Raw genomic sequence first — 24,150 nt, 5'->3', positions numbered from 1 at the left:
GTCATGAGCCCGGCCGATATGAAGACGATCAGCCTCGACGACATCGAGGCGCTGGCGGTCGGCGCCTGGATCCTCGGCACCGGCGGCGGCGGCAGCCCCTATCTCGGCCTGCTCAATCTGCGCCGGCTGTATGCGGAAGGGCATCGCGTGCAGCTGATGTCGCCGCTCGATCTCGGCGACGACGACTGGGTCGCCGTGGTGTCCAACATGGGCGCGCCTCTGGTGGGCCAGGAGCGGCTCGCCGACAGCCGCAGCATCGCGCGCGCCGTGCGCATGCAGGAGGAGATCAACGGCATCAAATTTCGCGCCGTGATGTCGGTCGAGATCGGCGGCGGCAATGGCATGCAGGCGCTGATGGCGGCCGCGCATCTCGGCATTCCCGTGGTCGATGCCGACTGCATGGGACGCGCCTTCCCGGAGGCGCAGATGACATCGGTGGCGATCGGCGATCTCAAGCCTTATCCGTGCACGCTGTATGATCCGCGCGGCATCGAGGTCGTCGTGACCAAGGTGCCCTCGTGGAAGTGGATGGAGCGCGCCAGCCGCAAGATCTGCGTCGAGATGGGCTCTATCGCATCGACCAGCAAGGCGCCCCGCACCGGCCGCGAGGTCAAGGACTGGGGCATCCACTTCACGACCACCAAGGCCATCGCCATCGGCCGGGCCGTGAACGCCGCGAACAAGAACCACCAGGATCCGATCGCGGCGATCCTCGCCTGCGAGGGCGGACAGCGGCTGTTCACCGGCAAGATCGTCGACGTCGAGCGCCGCACCACCGAGGGTTTTTTGCGCGGCTCTGCGGTCGTGGAGGGCAGCGACGGCGATCGCGGCACGCGGCTCAAGCTGTCGTTTCAGAACGAGTGGATCGTGGCCTGGCGCGACGCGCAGGCGATCGCAATGTCGCCCGACCTGATCTGCGTGCTCGACAGCGTGAACGGCCATGGCATCGGCACGGAAACCGTGCGCTACGGCCAGCGCGTCACCGTCGCCGCGCTGCCCGCCCCCGCCGTGCTGACCAGCCCTCGAGGGCTGGAGTTCGTGGGCCCCCGCGCCTTTGGTTATGACCTCGATTTCCGGTCGCTGTTTGCGACCCCTGGAGCGTCCTGAATGAAGCGGATTGGCATTGACGTCGGTGGCACCAACACCGACGCCGTCCTGATTGCCGACGACAAGGTCGTCCACTCCGTCAAGGCCGCCACCACCGCCGACGTCACCTCCGGCATTCTGGCCGCGCTGAAGGCGTTGCGCGCCAATCCCGCGGCGGCCGTGCCGGTCGATGCGGTCGTCATCGGCACCACGCATTTCATCAATGCGGTGGTGCAGCGCCGGCACCTGCAGAAGATCGGCGCCGTCCGGATCGGCATGCCGGCCTCGGCGTCGCTGCCGCCGTTCTGCGACTGGCCGGCGGACCTCGCCGCGCTGGTCAGCGGCGAGACCTTCATGCTCGAGGGCGGGCACGACTATGATGGCCGCCTCTTCATGCCGCTCGACACCGACGGCCTGAAGGCCGCCGCGCGCGCGATCAAGGCCAAGGGGCTGCGCTCGGTCGCGGTCGCCTCGTCGTTCTCGCCGCTCGATCCGACCCACGAAAACACCGCGCGGGAGATCTTTGCCGAGATCTGCCCCGACGTTGCCGTCACGCTCTCGCACGACCTCGGACGGATCGGCCTGTTGGAGCGCGAGAATGCCGCGCTGCTCAACGCCGCGCTCCACGACCTCGCGGTCACGACCGTCGCCGCCTTCCGCAAGGCGATCGCGGATTCGGGCATCGATGCGCCGCTGTTCCTGACGCAGAACGACGGCACCGTGATGCAGGCGGAGATCGCGACCGCCTTCCCGGTCATGAGCTTCGCCTCCGGCGCCACCAACTCGATGCGCGGCGCCGCGTATCTCTCGGGCCTCGACGACGCCATGGTCGTCGACGTCGGCGGCACCACCAGCGACATCGGCCAGTTGCGCCACGGCTTTCCGCGCGAGGCCAACGCCGTGGTCGAGGTCGGCGGCGTGCGCACGCTGTTCCGGATGCCCGACCTGCTCTCGATCGGCCTCGGCGGCGGCAGCCACGTCGACGAGAACCCGGTCCGCGTCGGGCCTGTCAGCGTCGGATACCGGCTGACGTCCGACGCGCTGGTGTTCGGCGGCGACCAGCTCACCGCAACCGACATCGCCGTCGCAGCGGGGCTGATCGACATCGGCGATCGCGCGCGCGTCGCGCATCTGCCGAGAAGCCTGATCGACGCCGCGCTCGCGGATGCCCATCGCAAGCTCGAGGGCGACATCGACCGCATGAAGACCGAGGCCGGCGACGTGCCGCTGCTCGCGGTCGGCGGCGGCGCCTTCCTGGTGCCGGAGCGGCTTGCCGGCATTTCCGAGATCGTCCGCGTCGACCATGGTGACTGCGCCAACGCGGTCGGCGCCGCCATCGCCCAGGTCTCCGGCGAGGCCGACCAGGTGTTCCGCGACATGACCCGCGACGAGGCCATCGCGGCCGCCCGCGGCATCGCCGAGGCGCGGGCCGTGCAGGCCGGCGCCGCAGCCGATACGCTCAAGACGGTCGACGTCGAGGACATGCCGATCGCCTACCTCCCCGGCAACGCGCTGCGCGTCCGCGTCCGCGTGGCCGGCGCCATCGCCGAGCCGAACATCGGCGCGGCCGCGTAGCCGCGCCGCCTCACGCCAGCTCGGCCATCCTGATCACCCCTGCCTCGGCGCCTTCAGCCTTGGCAGCCGCCATCGAGCCGCCGAGATCGATGCCGCGGCAGGCGTCGTCGACGACCACCGCCGCGAAGCCGAGCCGGCGCGCGTCGACGGCCGAATAGTGCACGCAGAAATCGGTCGCGAGACCGACGAGAAAAACCCGCTTCAATCCGCGCTCGCGCAGATATCCGGCAAGGCCGGTCGGCGTGGTCTTGTCGTTCTCGAAGAACGCCGAATAGGAATCGATCGCGGGGCGAAAGCCCTTGCGGATGATCATCTGCGCCTTGTCGGTTGCAAGGCCCGGATGAAACGCCGCGCCCGGCGTGCCCTGGATGCAGTGGTCCGGCCACAAGGTCTGCGGCCCGTAGGGCATCGTGACGCTCTCGAACGGCGCCTTGCCCGGATGGCTGGAGGCGAACGAACTGTGTCCCGCCGGATGCCAGTCCTGCGTCAGCACGACGTGATCGAACAGCCCGCTCAGCCGGTTGATCACGGGGACCACGGCATCGCCGTCGGCCACCGCCAGCGCGCCGCCGGGGCAAAAGTCGTTCTGCACATCGATGATGAGCAGCAAATCCTCGTTGGCCTTGATCTGCATCCCTGTCTGCACCCGTTTCATCAAACTTCGCCAAAAATTCCGCCAAGGATGGCCTCGGCACGCGGCGATCTCAAGCCGGACCGCCGAACATTCCGCCAACAGCCAGCCCCTCCATTCTGGAATCCCTGCCCTGCGGGCCGGCCCTGGAAACGCCGGACGGACTGATGGATTCTCCCCGCTGGAGAGAAGCCGATGCCCACCGCCGTCACATGCCGCTCCGCCAGCCAGCGCCTCGAGCGCTGGGCGATCGCCACACTGCTGGACGCCGGGGCGATCGTCGCGTGCGAGCCGCACGGCTGGATGCTGGATCGCGGCGATCCGCAGGCGCAGGCAGCGGCACTCCGCATCGCGCGCGACGATCCGCCGCGCGGTGTCAGCCGTTCGGAAGCGGTTGCAGCGATCGAGGAGGTGCTGGGCGCGATCGGCGACACCTGCCCTGAGTGTTCTGGCGAAGGCGAGGCGGAAGAATTGCCAAGATTCAGATAAGTGATTCCGCCTCTACCCGAAGATGTCCTAGCCTGCGGCATCGACCGGGAGACGTCGTCATGCCAAAGCATTCCGCCCCATGGCTGCTGCGTAAACCATGCCCGACCTGCGGCCGGGCCCTCGTGGTGCGCGAAGGCAAGGGCGAGCGGCACGAGCTGATCTGTCCGGTCTGCGACGGTCCCGATCCGCTGCATTCGCCGAGGGCGCTCGGCTGGACCAGGGGATCGCTGCGGCCGCCGGAGCGGCCGCAGAAGAATTGACGTCACGAACGCGAAAGCTTGCGCTCGACCTTCTTGCGGCTGTTGCCCACCTTCTTGACCGCCTTCTTCACGGCCGACGCCGAGCGGCCGCTCTTCCTGGCTTCGTAGCCGACTTCGTAGTCCTGACCGCCCGCGACGCGGGCACGATCCTGCTTGCGTCCACGCGCCGATGTCTTCGCCGCGGCCTTCTTCGTCGTGGCCATGATGGTCCTCCTTGTCAGCGCGCAACGCACGAATCGGCCGATCAGTTCCGCCGACGACAGGAGGCCTCATGCCGATCACCCGATGTCGAACTTGACGCCCTGCGCCAGCGGCAGGCTGCGGCCGTAGTTCACGGTGTTGGTGGCGCGGCGCATATACGCCTTCCATGAATCCGATCCCGACTCGCGGCCGCCGCCGGTCTCCTTCTCGCCGCCGAACGCGCCGCCGATCTCGGCGCCCGAAGGGCCGATGTTGACATTGGCGATGCCGCAATCGGAGCCGCGCGAGGACACGAACAATTCGGCCTCGCGCAGATCGTTGGTGAAGATCGACGACGACAGTCCCTGCGGCACGGCATTGTGCAGCTCGATCGCGGCGTCGAGGTCGCGATAGGGCATCACGTAGAGGATCGGCGCAAAGGTCTCGCGCTCGACCGGGCCGCTCTGGGTGGCGATCTCGACCAGCGCCGGCCGCACGTAAAATGCGCCTTCAAAGCCACCGACCGCGATGCGCTCGCCGCCGAACACGCGACCGCCGTGATCCCGCGCCGCGCTCAGGGCGTCCTGCATGGTGTCATAGGCGCGGCGATCGATCAGCGGACCGATCAAGGTGCCCTGCTCCAGCGGATTGCCGATCGCGACCGAGGCATAGGCCTGCTTCAGGCGCGGCACCAGATGCTCATACACATCCGCATGGACGAACAGGCGGCGCAGGCTGGTGCAGCGCTGGCCGGCGGTGCCCATCGCGGCGAAGGCCACGGCGCGCAAGGTGAGATCGAGATCGGCCGAGGGCGCGACGATCGCGGCATTGTTGCCGCCGAGCTCGAGAAGGGCGCGGGCAAAGCGGCCGGCAAGACAGGCGCCGACCACGCGTCCCATCGCGGTCGATCCGGTCGCCGACACCAGCGGCACCCTGACGTCGTCGACCAGCATCTCGCCGACGGCGCGGCCGCCGAGCAGCAGGCCGGTCAGACCATCCGGCGCGTCGCCGCCGTTACGGCGAAAGCGGGCCAGCGCACGCGCCAGCAGCGCGTCGGTCGCCAGCGCCGTCAGCGGCGTCTTCTCCGAGGGCTTCCAGACGACGCTGTTGCCGCACACCAGCGCGATCGCCGCGTTCCAGGCCCACACCGCGACGGGAAAGTTGAAGGCCGAGATGACGCCGGTCACGCCGAGGGGATGCCATGTCTCCATCATGCGGTGCTCGGCGCGCTCGGTGGCGATGGTCAGGCCGTAGAGCTGGCGCGACAGGCCGACGGCGAAGTCGCAGATGTCGATCATCTCCTGGACCTCGCCGAGCCCCTCGGAAACGATCTTGCCGGCCTCGATCGAGACCAGCCGGCCGAGCGCCGCCTTGTTGGCGCGCAGCTCCTCGCCGAGCAGCCGCACCAGCTCGCCGCGCTTCGGCGCCGGCAGCAGCCGCCACTGCAGGAACGCGGCATGCGCCCGCGCGATCACGGCCGTCGCGTCCGCCCTGGTGTCGTCATGCACATGCGCCAGCACCTCGCCGGTCACCGGCGAGCGGGCGGCGCGCGTCCCGCCGCGCAGGCGCTCCGGCGCGACACCGAGCGAGGTCAGGATCTCGGCCGTCTGGGCGGTGAGGTTGAGAGGATCGGCAGGGCTGGCGGACATATGCAACTCCGGATTTGTCTTTCGCGCCGGTGCGCGTGAGACGATCATGGATGATCCATCGTGAATGCCCCCGTGTAGATCAAATTCCGGCGGGGCGCGAGCATCGGGGCGCTGGGCAATCGGCCACTCGGCGGCGGGATGACAGGGCGGCGGACCGACTCATGACGGACCGGCGCATATCGGCGCGATCCGCGACGCCGACGCGCCCGGGCTGTTGAGATCGACGGACCCTCGCAGAGCACGAGGGCGCAGGGAATGCCGGGCGCTGGCCGCAACCCATGGCCCGCCTGCAGCAAAAAAGCAGGCGGCAGTCACCACAGGTTCAGCCGAACTCCGGCATTCCCTGCGCGATGGTCTCACGCTTATATCGTGCTCTCCTCGGTGTACGGCTCCTTAGCCACCGTCGCCCTCGGGATCGCCCGAAAGCTTAGCGCCAGCGTCGCGGCGCCAGAACCACACGACTTTGCGTCCGAAAGCTCACCGCTCGTCCGCGCACCAGGTGCGCGACGGCAAGCCCGCGGCCATCGCCTCCCCGCCTCACGTGTCGTGACGATCGCGATACGCCCCTCGTGGCGAAGCAGGATGCGTGCAATAGAGCATACTTTCTGGAAAAGCGAAAGAGGAATCTTTTGTGAGGCAGGAAAAGAAGGGTGCGCGCCCCGCAGGTCCGGAGCGCACTGGAGGGGGGGGATCATCGCCTAGCCTGAATACTCCACGATCCGTCTATTCATCTGCGGCATGCCAATAATCGGACGTGCGCATCAAGCAAGCCATTCCTGCGCTCCAAATATCACTTACTCTTATTCTCTGGATCACCTCTTCGAGGTCGGCCGGCCAGTGATACAGTTTCTTATTCTCCCTTCGATCCACTGCATGGGTCCACATCGCGGCGACATCAGAAAATTCCGCATCAAGCACAACGTTACAGAGAAAATTATACTGATAGTACCGCAAATCTACGCCGAATCCGACCACGCGAAGATCCTTGATCAGGGACTCGGAATCACGACCGATTGCAACTTGCGAATACTTCAAACCAAGTTCTTCGTCTAAGGCGCGCCTGACGACTGCAAACAAGTCGATACGCCCAAGCCTATTCACATTTGCCGTCGGACGAATGCCTTCGACGACCGCCACGTCAAATTCATCGCGACGGAAACTTACGTTTTGCCTCTGGCCGATTACGATGGAATCGTCTCTAGCGCATACAACGTTGACAACGACTCCGACACCTGATGTTAGGTGCGTCAGAACATTTTTGGGATCATCCTGTGAAATCAACTGCTCCCACCTGAAGCGCAGTCCGCCCGGCCCCTTCGCCGCGCAATTGAACCGGTAGAACGATCGAACAAACTTTACGTCCAATATCGGCCGTTCATCCAAGTCAGGTTTCGTAGTTACACTTATCGACTTTATAGCGACGGTTGGATTATCGCTTGTTTCAGATTTTCGTCGCTTCCAATCCCGTTTAATATCTACGGCAAGGCTGTTGAACTGCGCATCTTCTGGATCTAGGACCTTCGGCGCCCTTAATATCTGAAGCTGCAATTCATCGCGGCCAAATCCTCCGGGTCCTGCCGAAACAACGTCGACCCAAGTTGTCCAGCTTTTTCTAATGCTGAGCGCCGCACATGCTAGCGGACCGAACTCAGCTGCAGCATATCGCTGCCTTACGTCTCCTGTTATGAGATGCGAGTTTATGCCTGCGACGTTCTCGCTGCCAACCCTCAGGCTTTGATTGTTGAGCAACTCAGCTGCATCTTCGTGTGAAATGAGAGAGCCACGAAGTATCCAATACAACGTTTCATCATCCCCCTCGTACTTCTTCAATTCAACGCTCTCGACATCCTCTTTCGAAATCGTGACACGCCGAATTTTGGTTGCTCCGCTTTCCGCAATGCAGGCCGCGATATTAGCGACGTCGATACGTGTGAGCTTACCCTTGACGTCCGCAAGGTAGTTGCGCACGTGGTGTGGAAGCTTGGGATCTATGGGATCCCGGAGAGCGTTGTGTCGCTGAGCTGCGACCAGCCGTCCCAAAGGGTGAGGTGGGTATTCCGTCCGCCTAGCCATCAAAAACCTCCGCAAGCCTTTGTCAAACAACGGGATTTATCCCGACCTGCCCGTGGAACCGATGCACATATACGGTTTGCATTGCTCGCCGGAACATTTTTCCGCCCGGTGCGCTCAGGAAAGGGCACCCCAATGATGACCTACGCCTGCATTACGTTGATCTCCGCCCACCTAGTGATGGCCGTCGGCTACTGGCTTCTGCTGTTGGCTCACGGATAGAGACAACACCCTGTCCCAGCAAATTGAGGACGGGCGTTGAGCCCGTCCTCTTTTCTTGGCGGTCGTCAGGACGACAACGACGCATATAATTCGTCTAAAACGAAATCTCAAACTTGACCGGCGCGGGAGACGTCAGACGGGACGAGCCGAGCTCCCGCAGGCCAGAGCGAGGGCCGCGTCAAACCGCGGACCTATGCACGGAGGCCGGCCCCCGCGCGACAGCTCCCGCGTGCAGGACCGTCCCGATCCGCCACACTGCAATAGCGGCCACCAGCATGGTCGCCGGGCCCCACAATGACACGACACGTTCGTGGACCTCGAGAACAAAGGTCAGCCTCATTGCATCGTAGAGCATATGTGCGACGATCAGGCTGAGTACGACGCCGGTCCACGGCTCTCCGCCTCGCCGTAACGACAGCACCAAGGCAGCGCCGATGAATGCGCCACACGCAACCAGCGTGGCTGCAGCGCGCACGGCCTGAAACGGCATCAGCCAGTACGGCGTCCTTGCAAAAGTCCAACCGGCGGCGCTGACCGCCGGGTCCACGCAGGCGAGCACGGCAAAGACGGCCAGAAACCAGTATCCGACGCGAAAGATGAACCTCGGCTTCGACAACCATTCGACCAGCCTGAGCGCGCCGGCCGCTGCCGCGAGGAAGGCCAATTGGGCCGCCAGGCCGAACACGATCCTCTCCATGGAGGACAGCGGCTGATCACCGATCAGCTTGACCACGTTGACGAGCCAGAGATGGCAGGGCAGCGCGAGGGCCGCGCCGATCCAGCGCGGGGCTCCAAGGCCGAGAGCAATGCGAAGAGCTCCGAAAATTCCCAACAGGCAGCCGGCGATCGCGAACGCCCAATACCAGGAGATGAATGCAAGTCCCGGATCGACAGCCATCGAGCCGGCGACCAATCCGGCAAGCATCGTCACAGCTATCAGATAGGATGGGGGCGGCAGCCAGGCGGCCGCCCTCTTGAATATCTCACCAATCTCACGATTGACGACCATGCACGATGTCCCCCGCAAAGAGTGATGCTGCCGCGCGACGTACGCGCCGGTGCACATATGCATCATCTGACGAAAAGCCAGACGATCATGCGCCCACAACGGTTCGCCACGTGCTAGCTCGCGATCTGGATCGGGAGCACGACATAGGCTGCGTAGAGTACGGCGAGCAGAACGCCGATTGCCAGGGATTGCAGCGCGACCAGCAGCCAGAACAGTCGCGGGTTGTCGTATCTCGACAGCACCAGTCCGACGCCGAGCCTGACCTGCATCGTTCGAAGGCTGTTGAATAATTTCAGCACCGCCCATGCAAAGGGCAGGACGATGACGAGCAGGATCGACGTCACCTGCATCGGACGATGGCCTCGGGTGATCGCTCGCCGCACCCTCGCGCGGCTCGCCGAATGACGGCTGAGCTTCGGCAGGCCGCGAGAAGTCGCATCATGGGACGGCATCAGCCAGGCGGATGAAGCCCAGCAGGTTCGGCTCGGTCATGCCATGCGTGACCAGCCTGACGGCATCCGCGCTGTTGCCTTCGATCGAGGTGAACGTGCTCCCGTCGACGGAATAGATCACGCCGGCCTGCCCCGGCGTGCCGCCGGACTTCCCGGCGCGCGCATCGCTCAGCTCCGAAGCCGTTCTTACCCGGAGGAAGACGGCAATATCGCCGGGCAGCGCCGGCTTCTCGCCCGGCAGGAATGTGAGCTTCTTGCGCAGGGCATCGTTCCAGATCTGGGCGTTGGCTGCGGACGGCGTGATCTTCACCGGACTGTCCACCTTGAGGATCAGCCACGAGATGAACGCCGCGCTCCACGGCGCCTGCCCCATCTGCATCGGGTCCAGGTTCACGGCCCGCCAATAGTCGGCAATCCGGTCGGCCGATGTCGTCTCTTCGACGTTCTTGTTGATCTCGCTGACCGCCAGGGTCAGGAGCCTGCTCGCCGATTGGGTCTGGCCGGGACTGGGCGCAGGCGGCTGAAGATTGTAGTGCGGCAGCTCGAAGTCGCGACGCCCCAGGGTCGGAGGGATCACCGCTTCGCTGGGCGACTTCGTCCCCTCCAGATCGGCGAGCGCCATTCGTTCCAGCTCGCCGCGGTTCAGGCTGTTGAGGACGCCCGCGCGAACCAGGAACAACAGAACCGCCGCGCGCGCTCGCGTATCGTCACTCTTCGCCAGCTCCTTCTCGATGACCTTGTAGGCGAAGTCGCGCTCCTCCTTGGTCGCCTTGCGTGTGGCGTCCGCGGCAGCCGCGCCCTCCTGAAGGTCGTTCTTGAGCTTGGCCAATTGACGCTCGCGCTCGTCATCCGAACGCTTCTGTGCCTCCCCCAGCGTCGATTCGAGTTGCTTGATCGCGATCGAATTGAACGTCGTCTGCTGGCTTTGGAAGTACCCGACGAGGCCATTCGCCATGATCGTGATCGTCCCGACGAGCGTCACGACCAATGGCGTGTTGTGCCAGAACTTGAGGCGTTCGATCCGATCCGAGGTCTGTCTTTCCGCGCGCTTCTCGGGTAGCAGCGCGAGCTGAGCTCGTTCTTCCAAAGCTTTGTCCAGCAGAATCCGTTTGTACTCCGGCGGAAGATCCGGGTCCTTCAGAAAAGGAAACTCCTCCGACCAATTGATCAACGCCTCCCCCCTGATCCCGGTCTCTGTTTTTTCGGTCCGTTCCTCGCGGTGCCTTTCTCGACGCGGCGATGCTAGCCCGGCCTGCCCCCTTTGCCAAGCTTCCGGCCGTCAGCCGGCAACTAACAGGACGCGGCGCCGACGGCCGCCAGCCAGCACGAAGGAGATGCCGGCAGATCCCGGTTTCGACAGCGCCGGGGTCGGGCTATGTTGCCCGCCTCCTCCGGCAAGCGGGCAATCGACCATGACCGAAACGCACTCAGCGCGGGACGCCGTCTGGCAGTCCATCCAGGACGAGGCCCGGCTGGGCCTGGTGAGCGATCCGATATTTGGCGGCGCCGCGGCGGCCGCGATTCAAGATCATCCGGACCTCGGCAGTGTCGTGGCGCACCAGATCGGCACCCGCCTCGGCAGGACCCCGGGCGAGCGCGCGCAGCTTGCTGCCATCGCGCGCCGAGCCCAGCGCGCGTCCCCCGATCTCGTCGATGCCGCCGGCGTTGATCTGCGCGCCATCGCGGCCCGCGATCCGGCAACCACGTCGCTGCTGCCGCCGCTGCTGAACTACAAGGGCTACATCGCGATGCAGGCGTTTCGTGTCTCGCACTGGCTCTGGACCCACGCGCAGCCCGACCTCGCATTGCTGCTCCAGGCCGAGGCGTCGACGTCGCTGCAGGTGAGCATCCATCCTTCGGCGCAGATCGGGACGGCGGTGTTTCTCGATCACGCCACCGGCATCGTCATCGGCGCGTTCAGCACCATCGGCGACGGCGTCACCATCCTGCAGAACGTCACCATCGGGCGTCACGATGCCCTGCCCGGGCGCGGCCCGCGGATCGGCCGCGGCGTGCTGCTGTCGTCGGGCGCGACGGTGCTCGGCGATGTCGCGATCGGCGACTTCGCCAAGATCGGCGCAGGAGCGGTGGTCACATCCGATGTGCCGGCCGGCTGCACGGCCGTGGGCACGCCGGCGCGGCTGACGAACTGCCTGGACACACCGAGCCCGGCCGGGACGTGAGGCCATGGCGCGCGAAAGCCGCCCATGGGCGGCTTTCATGTCCTCATCGCGGTCCGAAGATCAGGCCGCAGCGTTTGCCGGCAGGGCTCGGGCGCTCGGCTTGGCCTGCGCGAGATGCGTCTTCCATGCCTCGATGGCGACGACGAGCGAGGTGATCGCCCAGAACACGGGATACTCATAGCCGCCGGTGTTCCAGGTCCAGCCGAAGCCCTTGACGACCTGCAGCGCGTAGACCGCGAACAGCAGCAACGCGGTGGCGCCGAGCGCGGCGAAGCGCGTGCAGATGCCGAGCACCAACGCTATTCCGGCGGCGGATTCCGCGGCGGCAGCGATCAAAACCCAGGCCTCCGGCGGATGAAAGCCTGCCTTCGCGAAGAAGCCCGCAGTCGCGGCCGACACCGCGCCGCCGGCAAACTTTCCCGCGACGTGAGGAAACAGAAACAATCCGCAAATGATGCGAAGAATGTTCGAGCCGTTCGTAAGATCGAAATTGTCCGCCTTGATGCGGAAGTCGTCCTTTGTGAGCCACATGACTCAACTCCTTTCTGTTGAGTCGAATGTTCCATCGAACAGAGTTGCCGCCATTGCGGCAAATCAAGTGCGCCGCGGTGAAAACTCAGGGCTGCGTTGCGGGATCGTGCGTCGCGCGATCCCTGCGTTGATCAGGTATTTCTCCGGGTGATGCGCGTGATTGCGCTCGACGGGGATAGTGCCTCAACTCTCCACGCCAGGAACGGGCGGCAGAAGTTGAGTGCACCGTCACCGAGTGGAGAGTGCACTATCAGAACAGGACGAACTAACCTGCCCAGGGCACACTGATTCCGCCTGCGCTACGGGCCGCAATGGCAGCCTTGGCGGCTCCCCCCTTCGTAGTCGTCGTGCAGGCGCACCCAGTCGGACAGATTGCCGCGCCCGGGCTCGTTGCGGCCCTTTGGCGTAAGGTCGAGATAATGATAGGCGCCGATCAGCGGATCGCCGCCGCGGGAGCGAACCTGGAAGGTGCAGAAGATGTCGCCGGCGTCGTCCTTGTAGAACACGGTCAGGCCGGGCAGCTCGCGCGAGCTGCCGCGCAGCGGCGCGAAATTGTACACGGCCGTGCCTGCCGCGATCTGCTCGTCCGAGAACGAGACATTGTAGTCAGCATTGAAATCGCTGCCCTCGGACGACACCCAGTCGAAAGCCCAGCCCATGCGCGCCTTGAACGGCGCGATGTCCGCGAGGGGCGCGCGCGACACCACGACGAGGCTGACGTCGTGCTGCCGCAGATGCTGGTTGGCACCGTCGATATGGTCGCACAGGAAGGAGCAGCCGGGACAGCGGTGCGGATCGCCCGGCGCCATCATGAAATGGTAGATGATCAGCTGGCTGCGTCCCTGAAACAGGTCGCCCAGGCGCGCCGGCCCGTTCGGCGTCTGGAAGACATAGTCTTTCTCGACCTTGACCCAAGGCAGGTTCCGTCGGGCTTCGGCCAGGGCGTCGCGCTGCCGCATGAAGGCCTTTTCGCTGGCGAGGTGGGCGCGATGCGCTTCGGTCCATTCCGACTGCGAGACTATTCGGGGGAGCGTCATGCCGGCTTCTCCTGTTTCCCCGAGGACGAGCCGATGAGCAGCCAGCCGACATCGGAGCGCAGCTTTTTTACTGGCGAGCCGGCCGGAGTCGCGGCCGGGCGAGACCAGGCCAACGGCCCACGGCCGCACGCCCGGAGCGAGGCGCTCGCCACGGCGTGCTGGACGCGAATGGTTCCGCACGCTCCCCCCGGACTGCGTACGTCTCGCCACCATCAGCTCCGTATTGTCCCGAATTGTATTTCCGGAGTGATCCGTCAATTGATCTCGTCTGTTTTGGAAGGTGATGTCAGACGTGTCGGATAAGATTGGCTCTTTACGCGGAGGTCCAAGCGACCAGCCGCCTTGCCGCAGTTGCGGTCAGCGCGCGAGGGTGGTTCGGAGCATCCTGAATCCCCGGACCGGGGAGTCAGCCCGCATGTTCGACTGCACCGCCTGCGGAACTCTCAACTGGATGGAACCGAACCGGTAAGGCGAACCTCAACTGCTCGGGTCCTTGGGACCTGGCTGAAGGTTCCGGGCCTCTTCGTCCGCGAGAAGCTGCTGCAGGATCTTGCGCTTGTGCTCGTCGGTCTCGGTTTCGAGAAGCTGACGAAAACGGCGGATATTCTCGGCGCGAATATAGCGTTCCATGCGGGGGTTGCCTCCTCCCTACCGGCGGCCGGAGAACGCGGCGAACTTTCAAGGGTTCAACTCGACAGAACTCCTGCGGCCGAGCACTTGTACCAAACCACGCCCTCTCGGGGGCCGGACGGGAACCAACACGCCGCTCGAAGGTTATCTGTTACTGTCGCCCCAGTCCTCAGATAGGTGTGCGACGGCCGAGAGACGATTGTGCTCCCTCCCTGCCCGCGCAGCGAAACTTGGCGCCTCGCTCTCCGGTCCCAGAGACCTCGCCTCAAGTCGGTGGTCTTGACCTTCGCCACCGCGAGCATCTCCATGCCTCATTTGGCTCTCCTGATCCGCAGACTGCGGAGCGCGACGCAACTCGGCGAGGACGACATCGCTGCCGTCAGGGCGCTGCCCCTGCAAGTCAAGGCCGTCGAACCGGAGACGCCGATTGCGCTGGAGGGCGATCGGCCGCATGCATGCTGCATCATCGTGAACGGCTTCGCTTACCGGTCCAAGCTCACCGAGAGCGGCAAGCGCCAGATCCTGTCCTTCCATATTCCCGGCGACATTCCCGATCTGCAAAGCCTCGTGCTGAAGACCATGGATCACGATCTCGTCACCATCTCCGCTGCGACGCTGGCCTTCATCGACCATGCCGACCTGTCCAGGCTCATCGACACCCATGCAGCCGTGGCGCGCGCCCTCTGGCGTGAGACGATGGTTGATGCAGCCATGTTTCGAGAACGGATCCTCAATCTCGGCGTTCGCTCGGCCTCGGCGCGCATGGCCCACCTGCTTGTGGAGCTGCGCCAACGGCTGGCCGAGGTGGGGCTCGTCGAGATCGACGACAAAGAGTACCGGTTCCCGATCACCCAGTCGGCGCTCGCCGACGCCCTCGGTCTCAGCACCGTGCATGTCAACCGCGTTCTTCAGGAATTTCGCAGTCAACGGGTCCTGGATATCCGTAAGAACCTTGTGAAGCTGATCGACGTTGAGAAGGTCGTCGCTGCAGGAGAGTTCGATCCCGCGTATCTCCATCAGATTGACAACTCTCGCCCAGGGTGACGCCATGACCGGGACGAATGAGATGCGCTTCTACATCCTAGGTTCCGGCGAATCATCTGGAGAAGGCGTCGATCTCGACGACGTCGAGACCGTGCTGCTGCAAACCGCGGACACGGCCCTCGCGATCGCCCGCGACCGGCTCGAGCCGTCGACGACGAATGTCAGCCTGGAGGTCAGATCGGATGGCGGCCGGATCGGGCAGGTCACCGTGTCCGTGCTGATCGAGCGCGGCTGACGGCGCGGACAATCAGCAGATTCAGGAGCTGCGCGCCCGCGACCACTCGCCTTCCGCCTTGGCCGCATCGATCGCCGCGGCCAGCTCGTCGATCCGATAGGGCTTCGGCAGGATCCGGACGCCCGCTTCCCTGGCCGCATGCACGGCCGCCCCCGAATAGCCGCTGGTCAGGAGAATGGGCATGTCGCCGCGCCGACGCTGGATCTCGCGCGCGAGCTCGACGCCGTTCATGCCGCCCGGCATCATCACGTCGGAGAACACGAGGTCGACGGCCCGCCCGTCGGCCAATGCGCCGAGCGCCGCCGCTGCACTGGCGGCGCGGGTGACCTCGAAGCCGAGCTGACGGAGCATCTCGCTCACCAGTGCAGCGACCTCCTCATCGTCCTCGACGAGAAGAACGCGGCCCTCGTCGCCATGACGGGGGCGCGGCCGATGCAGATCGACGAGATGCTGCTGATGCCGGGACGCGGCGTGCGCGGATCGCGGCAGGTACAGGGCGATCGTGGTGCCCCGGCCGAGCTCGGACTCGATCGAGACGGTGCCGCGCGACTGCTTGACGAAGCCGTAGACCTGGGCGAGCCCGAGGCCCGACCCCTTGCCGACGTCCTTGGTGGTGAAGAAGGGCTCGAACACGCGCAGGCGGACCTCGTCCGTCATTCCGGTCCCGGTGTCGATCACCGACAGGCGGACATAGTCGCCCGCGATCTCGTCATCCTTCCAGTTCGACAGGTTCTCAGCCCGCACCATGATCGTGCCGCCGCTCGGCATCGCATCGCGCGCATTGACGGCAAGATTGAGCACCACCAATTCGAGCTCGCCGGGGTCGACCTCGACGGGCCAGAGGGTGTCGGGAAAATCGAACTGCACGTGGACGTCGCCGCGCAGGCTGCGATCGAGCAGCTCGCGCATGCCGCCGATCTGGCGCGCGATGTCGACCGGCTCGGGCGTCAGTTCCTGGCGGCGCGAGAACGCGAGCAGCTGCCGCGTCAGGCTGGCGCCGCGCTGGGCGGCCTGGATCATGCCGTCCATCAGGCGGCGACGCCGCTCCGGATCGGCCTGGCGGTCCAGCATGTCGAGACCGCCCGAGATCACCATCAGCAGATTGTTGAAATCGTGCGCGACGCCGCCGGTCAGCCGGCCGATCGCTTCAATCTTCTGCGCCTGACGCAGCGTCTCCTCGACGCGGGCGCGCTCGGCCATCTCGATGCGCAGATGCTCGTTGGATTCGGCGAGCGCGCGCGTCCGCTCCACCACCAGCCGCTCCAGCTCCTGCGCCGCCTGCTCGCGGGCCTGGATCAGCGCGCGGATCTCGTATTGGCGCCGCCGGGCCCGCATCGCCGATTGCACCGCGCTTGTCAGCGTGATCGGCCGGATCGGCCGTTCCAGCAATGACACGTTGCGCAGCGCGCGCAGGAGATTGCGCCGCCACGCGACGACGGCGGGCTGCTCCCGGTGGCTGGTCAGCACGATGAAGGGCAAATCGGACCAGGCGGGCTGCCGCTCGACCCATTTCGTGAGCGGGCCGGTGTCCTGCGCAAAGAAACCTTCCTCGGCAACGACGACGGCGCCCACGCCCGCGTTCAGCTCGCTGACCAGCTCAGCCAGCGAGGTACAGACCTGGGCGTCGATCCTGGCGTTGCGAAGCAGCTCCGCCGAGGCCGGACCGTCCCGCCCGATCGGCGCGAAGACGAGCAGATGCTGATCACGATCAGCGCTCATTTCGGACATCCATGTCGGGGATGACGTCGCCGGTGAAGCGCGGATTGCCCGAGAACACGCCGCTGAACTCCGTGAGCGGGGGTCCGAGCGCGATGCCGCCGCTACCCAGGCGAAACTCGCGGATCGTATGCTCGTGGTGCCCGCTCCGCTTCTTGACGACGGACATCGCCCGGCGCACGGTCCCCGCCATCTCGAAGTAGCGTAGCATCAGCACCGCGTCACTGAGATAGCTGATGTCCAGTGGCGTATCCATCGGCCCCACCAGACCATGCTGCGCAAGCACGAGAATGGTGAGCACGCCCTGCTGGCCGAGATAGCTCAGCAGCTCATGCATCTGCAGGATGAGAAAGCGCTCGTCCGGCATCGCATTGAGGTAGCCATTGAGACTGTCGATGACGATGACGCGGGCTTGGTCCTGCTCGACGCTGCGCCGCACGTTGGCGCCGAACTCACCGGGCGACAGTTCGGCGGGATCGATCTGCTGGAGCCTGATCAGCCCGGACTTCATGTGTCGTTCCAGCGACAGGCCGAGTGTTCGCGCCCGCGCCTCCACCGTGCCGCGGCCCTCGTCGAACGCAAAGAAGACCGCGCGCTCGCCGCGATCGGCCGCCGCGATCGCATAGGTCAGCGCAACCGATGATTTGCCGACGCCGGCTGAACCAATGAGGAGCGCGTTGGTGCCGCGTTCGAGCCCCCCGCCCAGCATCTGATCCAGCTCGGCGTTGCCGCTGGACACGACTTCGCCGAGGAACGAGCGATGATGCTCCGCGGCGACGAGACGGGGAAAGATTTTCAGCCCCCCTTCGGCAATCGTGAAATCATGAAAGCCGCCGCGAAACGCGATGCCGCGCATCTTGATCACGCGCAACCGGCGGCGCTCGGCGCCATACTCGATCGCCAGCTGCTCCAGCATGACGACGCCATGCGCGACCGAGTGCAGCTGCAGGTCATCCTGCGACGACGACAGATCGTCGAGCAGGATGACCGTGCAGTTGCGCTTGGCGAAGAAGTGCTTCAGCGCGAGCACCTGACGACGGTAGCGCAGCGGGCTCTGCGCCAAGAGCCGCAGCTCGGAGAGGCTGTCGATGACGACGCGGGCGGGATCGACGCGCTCGACCTCCTTGAACATCAGGCCGGTGGTCTCGCTGAGTTCGACCTCGGCCGGGTGGAACACCGTGAGCTCCCGCTCCGGATCGAGCGTCGTCTCCGGCGGCACCAGCTCGAACACGTCGATGCCGGCGAGCGACCAGCCGTGCCGCTCAGCGACCACCTCCAACTCGCGCTTGGTCTCCGACAGCGTGATGTAGAGCACACGCTCGCCGAGACTCCTGCCCTTGAGCAGGAACTGAAGCGCGATCGTCGTCTTTCCGGTCCCTGGCCGCCCCTCGTAGAGATACAGACGATTGGCGTCCAAGCCGCCGCCGAGGATGTCGTCGAGACCTTCGCTCCCGGTGGAAATCCGCGTCCGGGGCGGAGGCTCGTCTTTCCGGCTGCCCTCGACAAACTCCTCCGTCATCTTGAACGCTCCGACATCATCAATGAGACGAACGGCGATCGGCGATCGCCGGGCGGCGCAGCGGCGACCCTGCGTCCCGCGGGTGATTGCGACGGCCAATAAAGGAACACGATGAATCCACCCCGGGTTCCCCGGACCCCGCTCGGACAACGAGCGGACCGTCAACGCCGCGAGCAACAAACGGTTCAAGGAGGTTCTCGGACGGTTCCGCTGCGCGGGACCTGTCGCCGCTCGGGTGGATGCCAGTTCCTTCGCCGCTTGACATGAAATTCCTGGTCATAATGATGATGAATCATGTGCCACGACCCGTGCCCCGCCGCGAACACATCCTCCGTATTGCCGGCACGCGGGTGGCGATGCTGACGACGGCCACGCAAGGCACGGCGATGGACGCCGGACCGACGCAACAGCCAAAGCGGCCCGCGCGAGGCATCGCCCCATCGCCATCACCCTCCCGATCATAAAGGCTTGCTTCATGGATACGCCGCTGTGGCGCTGGTCGGCCACGCAACTCGCCACCGCCATCCGCACCCGACAGATCACGAGCCGCGAGGCCGTGAGCGCCAGTCTCGACCGCATCGCCGCCATCAACCCTGATGTGAACGCGGTGGTCTCGGTGCAGGCGGAGGAGGCGCTTGCGGCGGCCGACTTGGCGGACCGCATGGTCGCCGCCGGAACGACGCTCGGCCCCCTGCACGGCGTGCCGGTGACGACCAAGGTCAATGTCGACCAGAGAGGGTTGCCGACCACCAACGGCGTCGTCGCCTTCAAGGACAACATCGCCAAGGACGACGCCCCGGTCGTTGCCAATCTGCGCCGCGCCGGCGCCGTCATCATCGGCCGCACCAACACGCCGGCGTTCTCGATGCGCTGGTTCACCGACAACGACCTGCATGGGCGCACGCTCAATCCGTGGCGTCCGGATCGCACGCCGGGAGGATCGAGCGGCGGCGCCGCGGTGGCTGCGGCCACCGGCATGTGCGCGATCGCGCATGGCAATGATGGCGGCGGCTCGATCCGCTATCCCGCTTATTGCACCGGCACCGTCGGTCTGCGTCCCTCGTTCGGCCGCGTGCCGGCCTTCAATGGCACCGCGCCGGGCGAGCGGCAATTGTCGTTGCAGCTGATCTCGGTGCAGGGCGCGATCACGCGCAACGTCGAGGACGCGAGACTGGCGCTTGCGGCGATGGCTGCGCCCGACCCGCGCGATCCCTGGCATGTCGCGATGCCGCTGGAGGGGCCGCGCCTCGATCATCCCGGCGTCGCGGTGTGCCTCGATCCAGCCGGCGTCGGCATCGCACCGGAAGTCGAGGCCGCCGTGCGCAAGGCCGCGGCGATTCTGCATCAGGCGGGCTACGAGGTGACCTGGCGCGATCCGCCCGACGTCGCGGCCGCCGCCGGCGCCTGGAACGATCTTGCCCAGGGCGAATCGCGCGTGACGCTCGCCGCCCAGGTCGAGCAGCATGGCGACGCGCTGGCGCGGCGCGCCTTCGCGCTGATGATGAACCGCACGCCCGAACTCGACGTCGCCGGCCTGATCCGGCTGTCATCGGTGCGTGCGACCTATCTGCGGCGCTGGCAGATCTTCATGCAGGAGCATCCGCTGGTGCTGTGCCCGGTGGCGATGGAGACGGCGCTGCCTTACGGCGTCGACCTCGAGAGCGACGCCAGCGTCGATCGTCTGTATCGATCGCACATATTCCTGTTCGCGACCGCGTTTCTCGGGCTGCCCTCGATCAGCGTGCCGACCGGCGTGCATGAGGGCATTCCAATCGGCGTGCAGATCGTCGGGCCGCGCTTCCGCGAGGACCTCGTGCTCGATGCAGCCACGGCGATCGAGCACGCGGCTGCGCAAGCCGCACCGTCGCTGTCGACTTAACTACTTCGCGCTACTTCGCCGCGCGGCTCCGGCCTCCCGCCGCCGCGGCGCGCTGCCGCTCGGCCAGCCCCAGCACCATGTCGGAGAAGCGCTCGCCCTGCGCCAGCACGTGATCGTGCAGCCGCGTCGCGGCGAGCTGCTCGTCACCGGCCCGGATCGCCTCGAGCACGCCGGCATGCTCCTGCAGCGACTGCAAGAGGCGATTGCGCGCGCGCAGCTGGATGCGGCGATAGGCGCTGAGGCGCTTGTGGAGCGCCAGCGCCTGGTCGGCGAGGAAGCCGTTGCAGCTGGCGCGGTAGATCGCCTCGTGAAAGATCCGGTTGTCGGCGTAGTACTGCTCGCTGTCGCCGGCGCGCGCCGCCAGCTCGCAGGCCTGATGCGCCGCCGTCATCGCCGCGTCGTTCTCCGGCGTCAGCCGGCGTGCCGCCAGCCGTCCGCAGGCGCTCTCGATCTCGGCCATGGTCTCGAACATCTCGAACAGCCGCGTCGGCGAGGGCACGCTGACGATGGCGCCGCGGCGCGGCCTCACGTCGATGAAGCCCTCCGAGCCGAGCTGCAGCAACGCCTCTCGGATCGGCGTGCGTGAGACGCCGAATCGCTCCGCCAGCGAGGCCTCGTCCAGCCGGTCGCCGGGCAGGAATTCCCCCGCGATCACAGCATCTTCGATCGCCTGCTTCAGTCGGAAAGCCTGGCTCATTGCATACACCTTCAGCCGTGATTCCATACCATAGGCTTGACAATCGATACAGCATGCAATCAACATCTAAATTGTATGCAATCAATGTCTATAAAAATGCAAATCAACTATGGGAGGTATGGAATGAGACTGTCGCGACGCCGGGCACTGGCGCTCGGCCTGGCCATTCCCGCAGTGCTGCGGTCCGGACGCGCTGATGCCGCCCCGGTGCTGAAGATCTCGCATCAGTTTCCCGGCGGCACCGCGACCGAGGGCGATTTCCGCGACCGGCTGTGCCGGCGCTTCGCCGCGATGATCGGCGAGCGCAGCAAGGGCGCGCTGGGCGCCGAGGTCTATCCGGGCTCGTCGCTGATGAAGACCAACGCGCAGTTCTCCGCGATGCGGAAGGGCGCGCTGGACATGAGCCTCATTCCGTTGTCCTACGCCGGCGGCGACCTGCCCGAACTCAACATCGGCCTGATGCCGGGCCTGGTCACCAGCTACGACGAAGGCCTCGCCTGGAAGGCCAAGCCGATCGGCCAGGAGCTCACCAGGCTTCTCGCTGCCAAGGGCATCGTCATCGTCACCTGGATCTGGCAGGCCGGCGGCGTCGCCAGCCGTACGCGGCCGCTCGTCGACGTCGCCGACGCCAAGGGCCTCAAGGTGCGCGGCGGCTCGCGCGAGATGGATCTGGTGCTGCAGGCAGCGGGCGCCTCGGTGCTGTCGCTGCCGTCCAACGAGCTGTACGCGGCGATGCAGACCGGCGCCTGCGACGCGGCGCTGACGTCCTCGACCAGCCTGACCTCGTTCCGCCTGGAGGAGCTCGCCAAGCATCTGACCACCGGCCGTGCCAGGAGCTACTGGTTCATGCTCGAGCCGCTGGTGATGTCGAAGGCAAGCTTCGACCGGCTGTCAGCCGAGGAGCGCGACATCATCGTCGCCGCCGGCGCCGAGCTGGAGGCGTTCGGCCGCAACGCTGCAACGGAAGATGATATCCGCGTCGCCAAGGTCTACGAGGCCGCGGGCGCAAGGGTCTACGATCTCGACGACAAGGTCGTGCAGGCCTGGCGTACGCTCGCGCGAGACACCGCCTGGAAGGACTACGCGAACAAGAACGAGAGCTGCGCGCGCCTGATCAAGCTCGCCATGGAGGTGGGATCATGAGCGCGCACGGCATCGATCTCGGACATGCTCCCGCCGTTCCGACGGCGCGGCCGGGCTCGCTCACGGCGCGGATCGTCAGCGCGATGACCCTGCTCAATCGCACCATCATGGTGCTCTGCTCGATCGCCCTGATCGCCGCGAGCGTGATCCTGAGCTACAGCGTCGCCTCGCGCTATTTCTTCAACGCGGCGACCTATTGGCAGGACGAGGCGGCGGTGTTCCTGCTGGTCGGCAGCACATTCATGTCGACCGCCTTCGTGCAGTCGAATCGCGGCCATATCGGCATCGAGGCGCTCACCGGCTATCTGACCCGCCGCGGCAACGCGATCCGCCTTCTCATCGTCGACGTCACGAGCCTGCTGTTCTGCAGCTTCTTTTCGTGGAAATCCTGGACGCTGCTGCATGAAGCCTGGGTCGACGGACAAGTGTCCGGCTCGACCTGGGCACCGCCGCTGTGGATCCCCTACAGCCTGATGGCCATCGGCATGAGCCTGATGACCGCACAGATCGCGCTGCAGCTGGCGTCGCAGATCGACGGTTGGAGGAGCAAATGAGCACGCTCGCTGTCGGACTGATGTATGGCGGCGCGACGCTGGCGATCATGGCCTCGGGGATGCCGATCGCGCTCGCGCTCGGCACCGTCGCCGTCATCTTCATGTACTTCTTCATGCCCGGCGCCTCGCTCGACACGGTGACGCAGAACGTCTACGAGGAAATGGCCTCGATCACCCTGCTCGCAATCCCGCTCTTCATCCTCAAGGGCGCGGCGATCGGCAAGTCCAAGGCTGGCCAGGATCTCTACAGCGCCATGCACGTCTGGATGAGCCGCATTCCCGGCGGCCTCGGCATTGCCAACGTGTTTGCCTGCGCGTTGTTCGCGGCGATGGCCGGATCGTCACCCGCGACCTGCTCGGCGATCGGCTCGGCCGGCATTCCCGAGATGCGCAAGCGCGGCTATTCCGGCGGCTTCGCAGCCGGCGTCATCGCCGCCGGCGGCACGCTCGGAATTCTGCTGCCGCCCTCGATCACGATGATCCTCTATGCGGTCGCAGCCGAGCAGTCGCTCGGACGGCTGTTCCTCGCCGGCATCGGTCCGGGCCTGCTGCTGGTGCTGCTGTTCGCAGCCTATGCCATGATGAGGTTCAAGGCCGAGTATCGCGCGGCCCTGCGCGCCCATGCGGCCGATCCCGCCGAGCATCCGATCCTGGCGAAGGAGCACTTCACCATGGCGATGCGGTTCGGCTCGCTGCCGCGGGTGATGCCGTTCATCGTCCTGCTCAGCGGCGTCATGATCGCGCTCTATGGCGGCTATGCGACGCCGTCGGAGACCGCCGGCCTCGGCGGCATCCTGGCACTCGCTCTGATCGCGCTGATCTATGGCGTGTGGCGACCGACCGACCTCGCACCGATCCTGGAATCGACGTTGAAGGAATCGACCATGCTGATGCTGATCATCGGCATGTCCCTGCTCTACTCCTACGTGATGAGCTATCTGCACATCAGCCAGGGGGCCGCGCAAGCAATCGTGGGGCTGCAGTTGTCGCGCTGGCTGTTGCTGGCCGCGATCCTGGTGCTGGTGGTCGTGCTCGGCTTCTTCCTGCCTCCGGTCTCGATCATCCTGATGACCGCACCGATCATCCTGCCGCCGCTCAAGGCCGCCGGCTTCGACCTGATCTGGTTCGGCGTCGTCATGACCATCGTCATGGAGATGGGCCTCATCCATCCTCCGGTCGGCCTGAACATCTTCGTGATCCGCAACATTGCGCCCGACATCCCCCTGCGCGACGTGATCTGGGGCACGCTGCCGTTCGTGCTGCTGATGGCGTTCGCGGTGGTGCTGCTGTGCCTGGTGCCCTCGATCTCCACCTGGTTGCCCAACCTGGTGATGGGTCTTCCCTCCCGCTAGTCCGATG

General features: G+C 65.6%; 24 protein-coding genes. 11 read left to right on the top strand and 13 right to left on the bottom strand.

Annotated elements, in window-relative coordinates; genetic code table 11:
- The first annotated feature begins 3 nt into the window (after window positions 1-3).
- Window positions 4-1,107, top strand: a complete 1,104-nt coding sequence (locus HL666_RS04140; RefSeq protein WP_172180034.1) for an S-methyl thiohydantoin desulfurase family protein — start codon at window positions 4-6, stop codon at window positions 1,105-1,107.
- Window positions 1,108-2,661, top strand: a complete 1,554-nt coding sequence (locus tag HL666_RS04135; protein ID WP_172110717.1) for a hydantoinase/oxoprolinase N-terminal domain-containing protein — start codon at window positions 1,108-1,110, stop codon at window positions 2,659-2,661.
- Window positions 2,662-2,671: 10 nt separating this feature from the next.
- Here the strand turns inward: HL666_RS04135 and pncA are convergent, their stop codons facing one another.
- Window positions 2,672-3,316 carry a bifunctional nicotinamidase/pyrazinamidase gene (gene pncA / locus HL666_RS04130; protein WP_246741442.1) on the bottom strand — a complete coding sequence of 215 codons (645 nt, stop codon included), beginning with the start codon at window positions 3,314-3,316 and terminating at the stop codon, window positions 2,672-2,674.
- 171 nt (window positions 3,317-3,487) lie between these two features.
- Here pncA and HL666_RS04125 point away from each other — a divergent pair, with 171 nt between their 5' ends.
- Together HL666_RS04125 and HL666_RS04120 are read left to right on the top strand one after the other, a co-directional pair.
- Window positions 3,488-3,781: a hypothetical protein gene (locus tag HL666_RS04125; RefSeq protein ID WP_172180032.1), complete on the top strand. Its 294-nt coding sequence runs from the start codon at window positions 3,488-3,490 to the stop codon at window positions 3,779-3,781.
- Window positions 3,782-3,840: 59 nt separating this feature from the next.
- Window positions 3,841-4,041 carry a zinc finger domain-containing protein gene (locus HL666_RS04120; RefSeq protein WP_172110720.1) on the top strand — a complete coding sequence of 67 codons (201 nt, stop codon included), beginning with the start codon at window positions 3,841-3,843 and terminating at the stop codon, window positions 4,039-4,041.
- Between the two features lie 2 nt (window positions 4,042-4,043).
- Here the strand turns inward: HL666_RS04120 and HL666_RS04115 are convergent, their stop codons facing one another.
- The 6 genes from HL666_RS04115 to HL666_RS04090 all read right to left on the bottom strand — a co-directional run bounded on the left by HL666_RS04115 (window position 4,044) and on the right by HL666_RS04090 (window position 10,710).
- Window positions 4,044-4,244, bottom strand: coding sequence for a DUF3606 domain-containing protein (locus tag HL666_RS04115; RefSeq protein WP_172110721.1), 201 nt, complete (start codon window positions 4,242-4,244; stop codon window positions 4,044-4,046).
- A 75-nt stretch (window positions 4,245-4,319) separates the two neighbouring features.
- On the bottom strand, window positions 4,320-5,870 hold the full coding sequence (amaB, locus tag HL666_RS04110) for an L-piperidine-6-carboxylate dehydrogenase (protein ID WP_172180030.1): 1,551 nt from the start codon (window positions 5,868-5,870) through the stop codon (window positions 4,320-4,322).
- A gap of 723 nt (window positions 5,871-6,593) precedes the next feature.
- Entirely contained in the window at window positions 6,594-7,943 is a 1,350-nt protein-coding gene (locus HL666_RS04105; protein WP_172180028.1) for a hypothetical protein, read from the bottom strand.
- A 397-nt stretch (window positions 7,944-8,340) separates the two neighbouring features.
- Complete coding sequence (locus tag HL666_RS04100; protein WP_172180026.1) at window positions 8,341-9,171, bottom strand: hypothetical protein; 831 nt, start codon at window positions 9,169-9,171, stop codon at window positions 8,341-8,343.
- Window positions 9,172-9,284: 113 nt separating this feature from the next.
- Window positions 9,285-9,521 (bottom strand): hypothetical protein, encoded by a 237-nt coding sequence (locus tag HL666_RS04095; protein ID WP_172133336.1) that lies wholly within the window; start codon window positions 9,519-9,521, stop codon window positions 9,285-9,287.
- 88 nt (window positions 9,522-9,609) lie between these two features.
- Window positions 9,610-10,710 (bottom strand): C40 family peptidase, encoded by a 1,101-nt coding sequence (locus HL666_RS04090; RefSeq protein WP_172133337.1) that lies wholly within the window; start codon window positions 10,708-10,710, stop codon window positions 9,610-9,612.
- A gap of 325 nt (window positions 10,711-11,035) precedes the next feature.
- On the opposite strand from HL666_RS04090, the gene HL666_RS04085 reads away from it, so the two are divergent.
- Complete coding sequence (locus tag HL666_RS04085; RefSeq protein ID WP_172180024.1) at window positions 11,036-11,806, top strand: serine acetyltransferase domain-containing protein; 771 nt, start codon at window positions 11,036-11,038, stop codon at window positions 11,804-11,806.
- 60 nt (window positions 11,807-11,866) lie between these two features.
- On the opposite strand, the gene HL666_RS04080 is transcribed toward HL666_RS04085, so the two are convergent.
- From HL666_RS04080 to HL666_RS04070, 3 genes are all read right to left on the bottom strand, one after another.
- Window positions 11,867-12,337 (bottom strand): DoxX family protein, encoded by a 471-nt coding sequence (locus tag HL666_RS04080; RefSeq protein ID WP_172110727.1) that lies wholly within the window; start codon window positions 12,335-12,337, stop codon window positions 11,867-11,869.
- Between the two features lie 299 nt (window positions 12,338-12,636).
- Window positions 12,637-13,374 (bottom strand): DUF899 domain-containing protein, encoded by a 738-nt coding sequence (locus HL666_RS04075; protein ID WP_172180022.1) that lies wholly within the window; start codon window positions 13,372-13,374, stop codon window positions 12,637-12,639.
- A gap of 477 nt (window positions 13,375-13,851) precedes the next feature.
- Window positions 13,852-14,004, bottom strand: coding sequence for a hypothetical protein (locus HL666_RS04070; protein ID WP_172180020.1), 153 nt, complete (start codon window positions 14,002-14,004; stop codon window positions 13,852-13,854).
- A gap of 273 nt (window positions 14,005-14,277) precedes the next feature.
- Here HL666_RS04070 and HL666_RS04065 point away from each other — a divergent pair, with 273 nt between their 5' ends.
- Together HL666_RS04065 and HL666_RS04060 are read left to right on the top strand one after the other, a co-directional pair.
- Window positions 14,278-15,048 carry a Crp/Fnr family transcriptional regulator gene (locus tag HL666_RS04065; RefSeq protein ID WP_311975689.1) on the top strand — a complete coding sequence of 257 codons (771 nt, stop codon included), beginning with the start codon at window positions 14,278-14,280 and terminating at the stop codon, window positions 15,046-15,048.
- Window positions 15,049-15,052: 4 nt separating this feature from the next.
- Window positions 15,053-15,283 carry a hypothetical protein gene (locus HL666_RS04060; RefSeq protein WP_172133339.1) on the top strand — a complete coding sequence of 77 codons (231 nt, stop codon included), beginning with the start codon at window positions 15,053-15,055 and terminating at the stop codon, window positions 15,281-15,283.
- Window positions 15,284-15,304: 21 nt separating this feature from the next.
- On the opposite strand, the gene HL666_RS04055 is transcribed toward HL666_RS04060, so the two are convergent.
- Both HL666_RS04055 and HL666_RS04050 read right to left on the bottom strand, forming a co-directional pair.
- Window positions 15,305-17,002: a response regulator gene (locus tag HL666_RS04055; RefSeq protein ID WP_172180018.1), complete on the bottom strand. Its 1,698-nt coding sequence runs from the start codon at window positions 17,000-17,002 to the stop codon at window positions 15,305-15,307.
- A complete protein-coding gene (locus tag HL666_RS04050; protein ID WP_172110732.1) occupies window positions 16,992-18,518 on the bottom strand; it encodes an ATPase domain-containing protein in 1,527 nt (508 codons plus the stop codon). The genes HL666_RS04055 and HL666_RS04050 overlap by 11 nt, the downstream gene beginning before the upstream one ends.
- A gap of 475 nt (window positions 18,519-18,993) precedes the next feature.
- Between HL666_RS04050 and HL666_RS04045 the strand changes: the two genes are divergently transcribed.
- A complete protein-coding gene (locus tag HL666_RS04045) occupies window positions 18,994-20,397 on the top strand; it encodes an amidase (protein WP_172110733.1) in 1,404 nt (467 codons plus the stop codon).
- A 10-nt stretch (window positions 20,398-20,407) separates the two neighbouring features.
- Here the strand turns inward: HL666_RS04045 and HL666_RS04040 are convergent, their stop codons facing one another.
- A complete protein-coding gene (locus HL666_RS04040) occupies window positions 20,408-21,094 on the bottom strand; it encodes a GntR family transcriptional regulator (protein ID WP_172110734.1) in 687 nt (228 codons plus the stop codon).
- 123 nt (window positions 21,095-21,217) lie between these two features.
- On the opposite strand from HL666_RS04040, the gene dctP reads away from it, so the two are divergent.
- The 3 genes from dctP to HL666_RS04025 are packed head-to-tail and all read left to right on the top strand — an operon-like array spanning window position 21,218 to window position 24,143.
- The gene (gene dctP, locus HL666_RS04035; protein ID WP_172110735.1) at window positions 21,218-22,237 is read left to right on the top strand and encodes a TRAP transporter substrate-binding protein DctP; all 1,020 of its coding nucleotides are present in this window, start codon (window positions 21,218-21,220) and stop codon (window positions 22,235-22,237) included.
- A complete protein-coding gene (locus tag HL666_RS04030; protein WP_172180016.1) occupies window positions 22,234-22,791 on the top strand; it encodes a TRAP transporter small permease in 558 nt (185 codons plus the stop codon). The genes dctP and HL666_RS04030 overlap by 4 nt, the downstream gene beginning before the upstream one ends.
- A complete protein-coding gene (locus HL666_RS04025) occupies window positions 22,788-24,143 on the top strand; it encodes a TRAP transporter large permease (protein ID WP_172133342.1) in 1,356 nt (451 codons plus the stop codon). Before HL666_RS04030 ends, HL666_RS04025 begins: the two co-directional genes overlap by 4 nt.
- Window positions 24,144-24,150 lie beyond the last annotated feature (7 nt).

It is taken from the genome of Bradyrhizobium aeschynomenes (assembly GCF_013178945.1).
Lineage (GTDB): Bacteria > Pseudomonadota > Alphaproteobacteria > Rhizobiales > Xanthobacteraceae > Bradyrhizobium > Bradyrhizobium aeschynomenes.
This window is presented reverse-complemented; position numbering and strand designations above follow the sequence as displayed.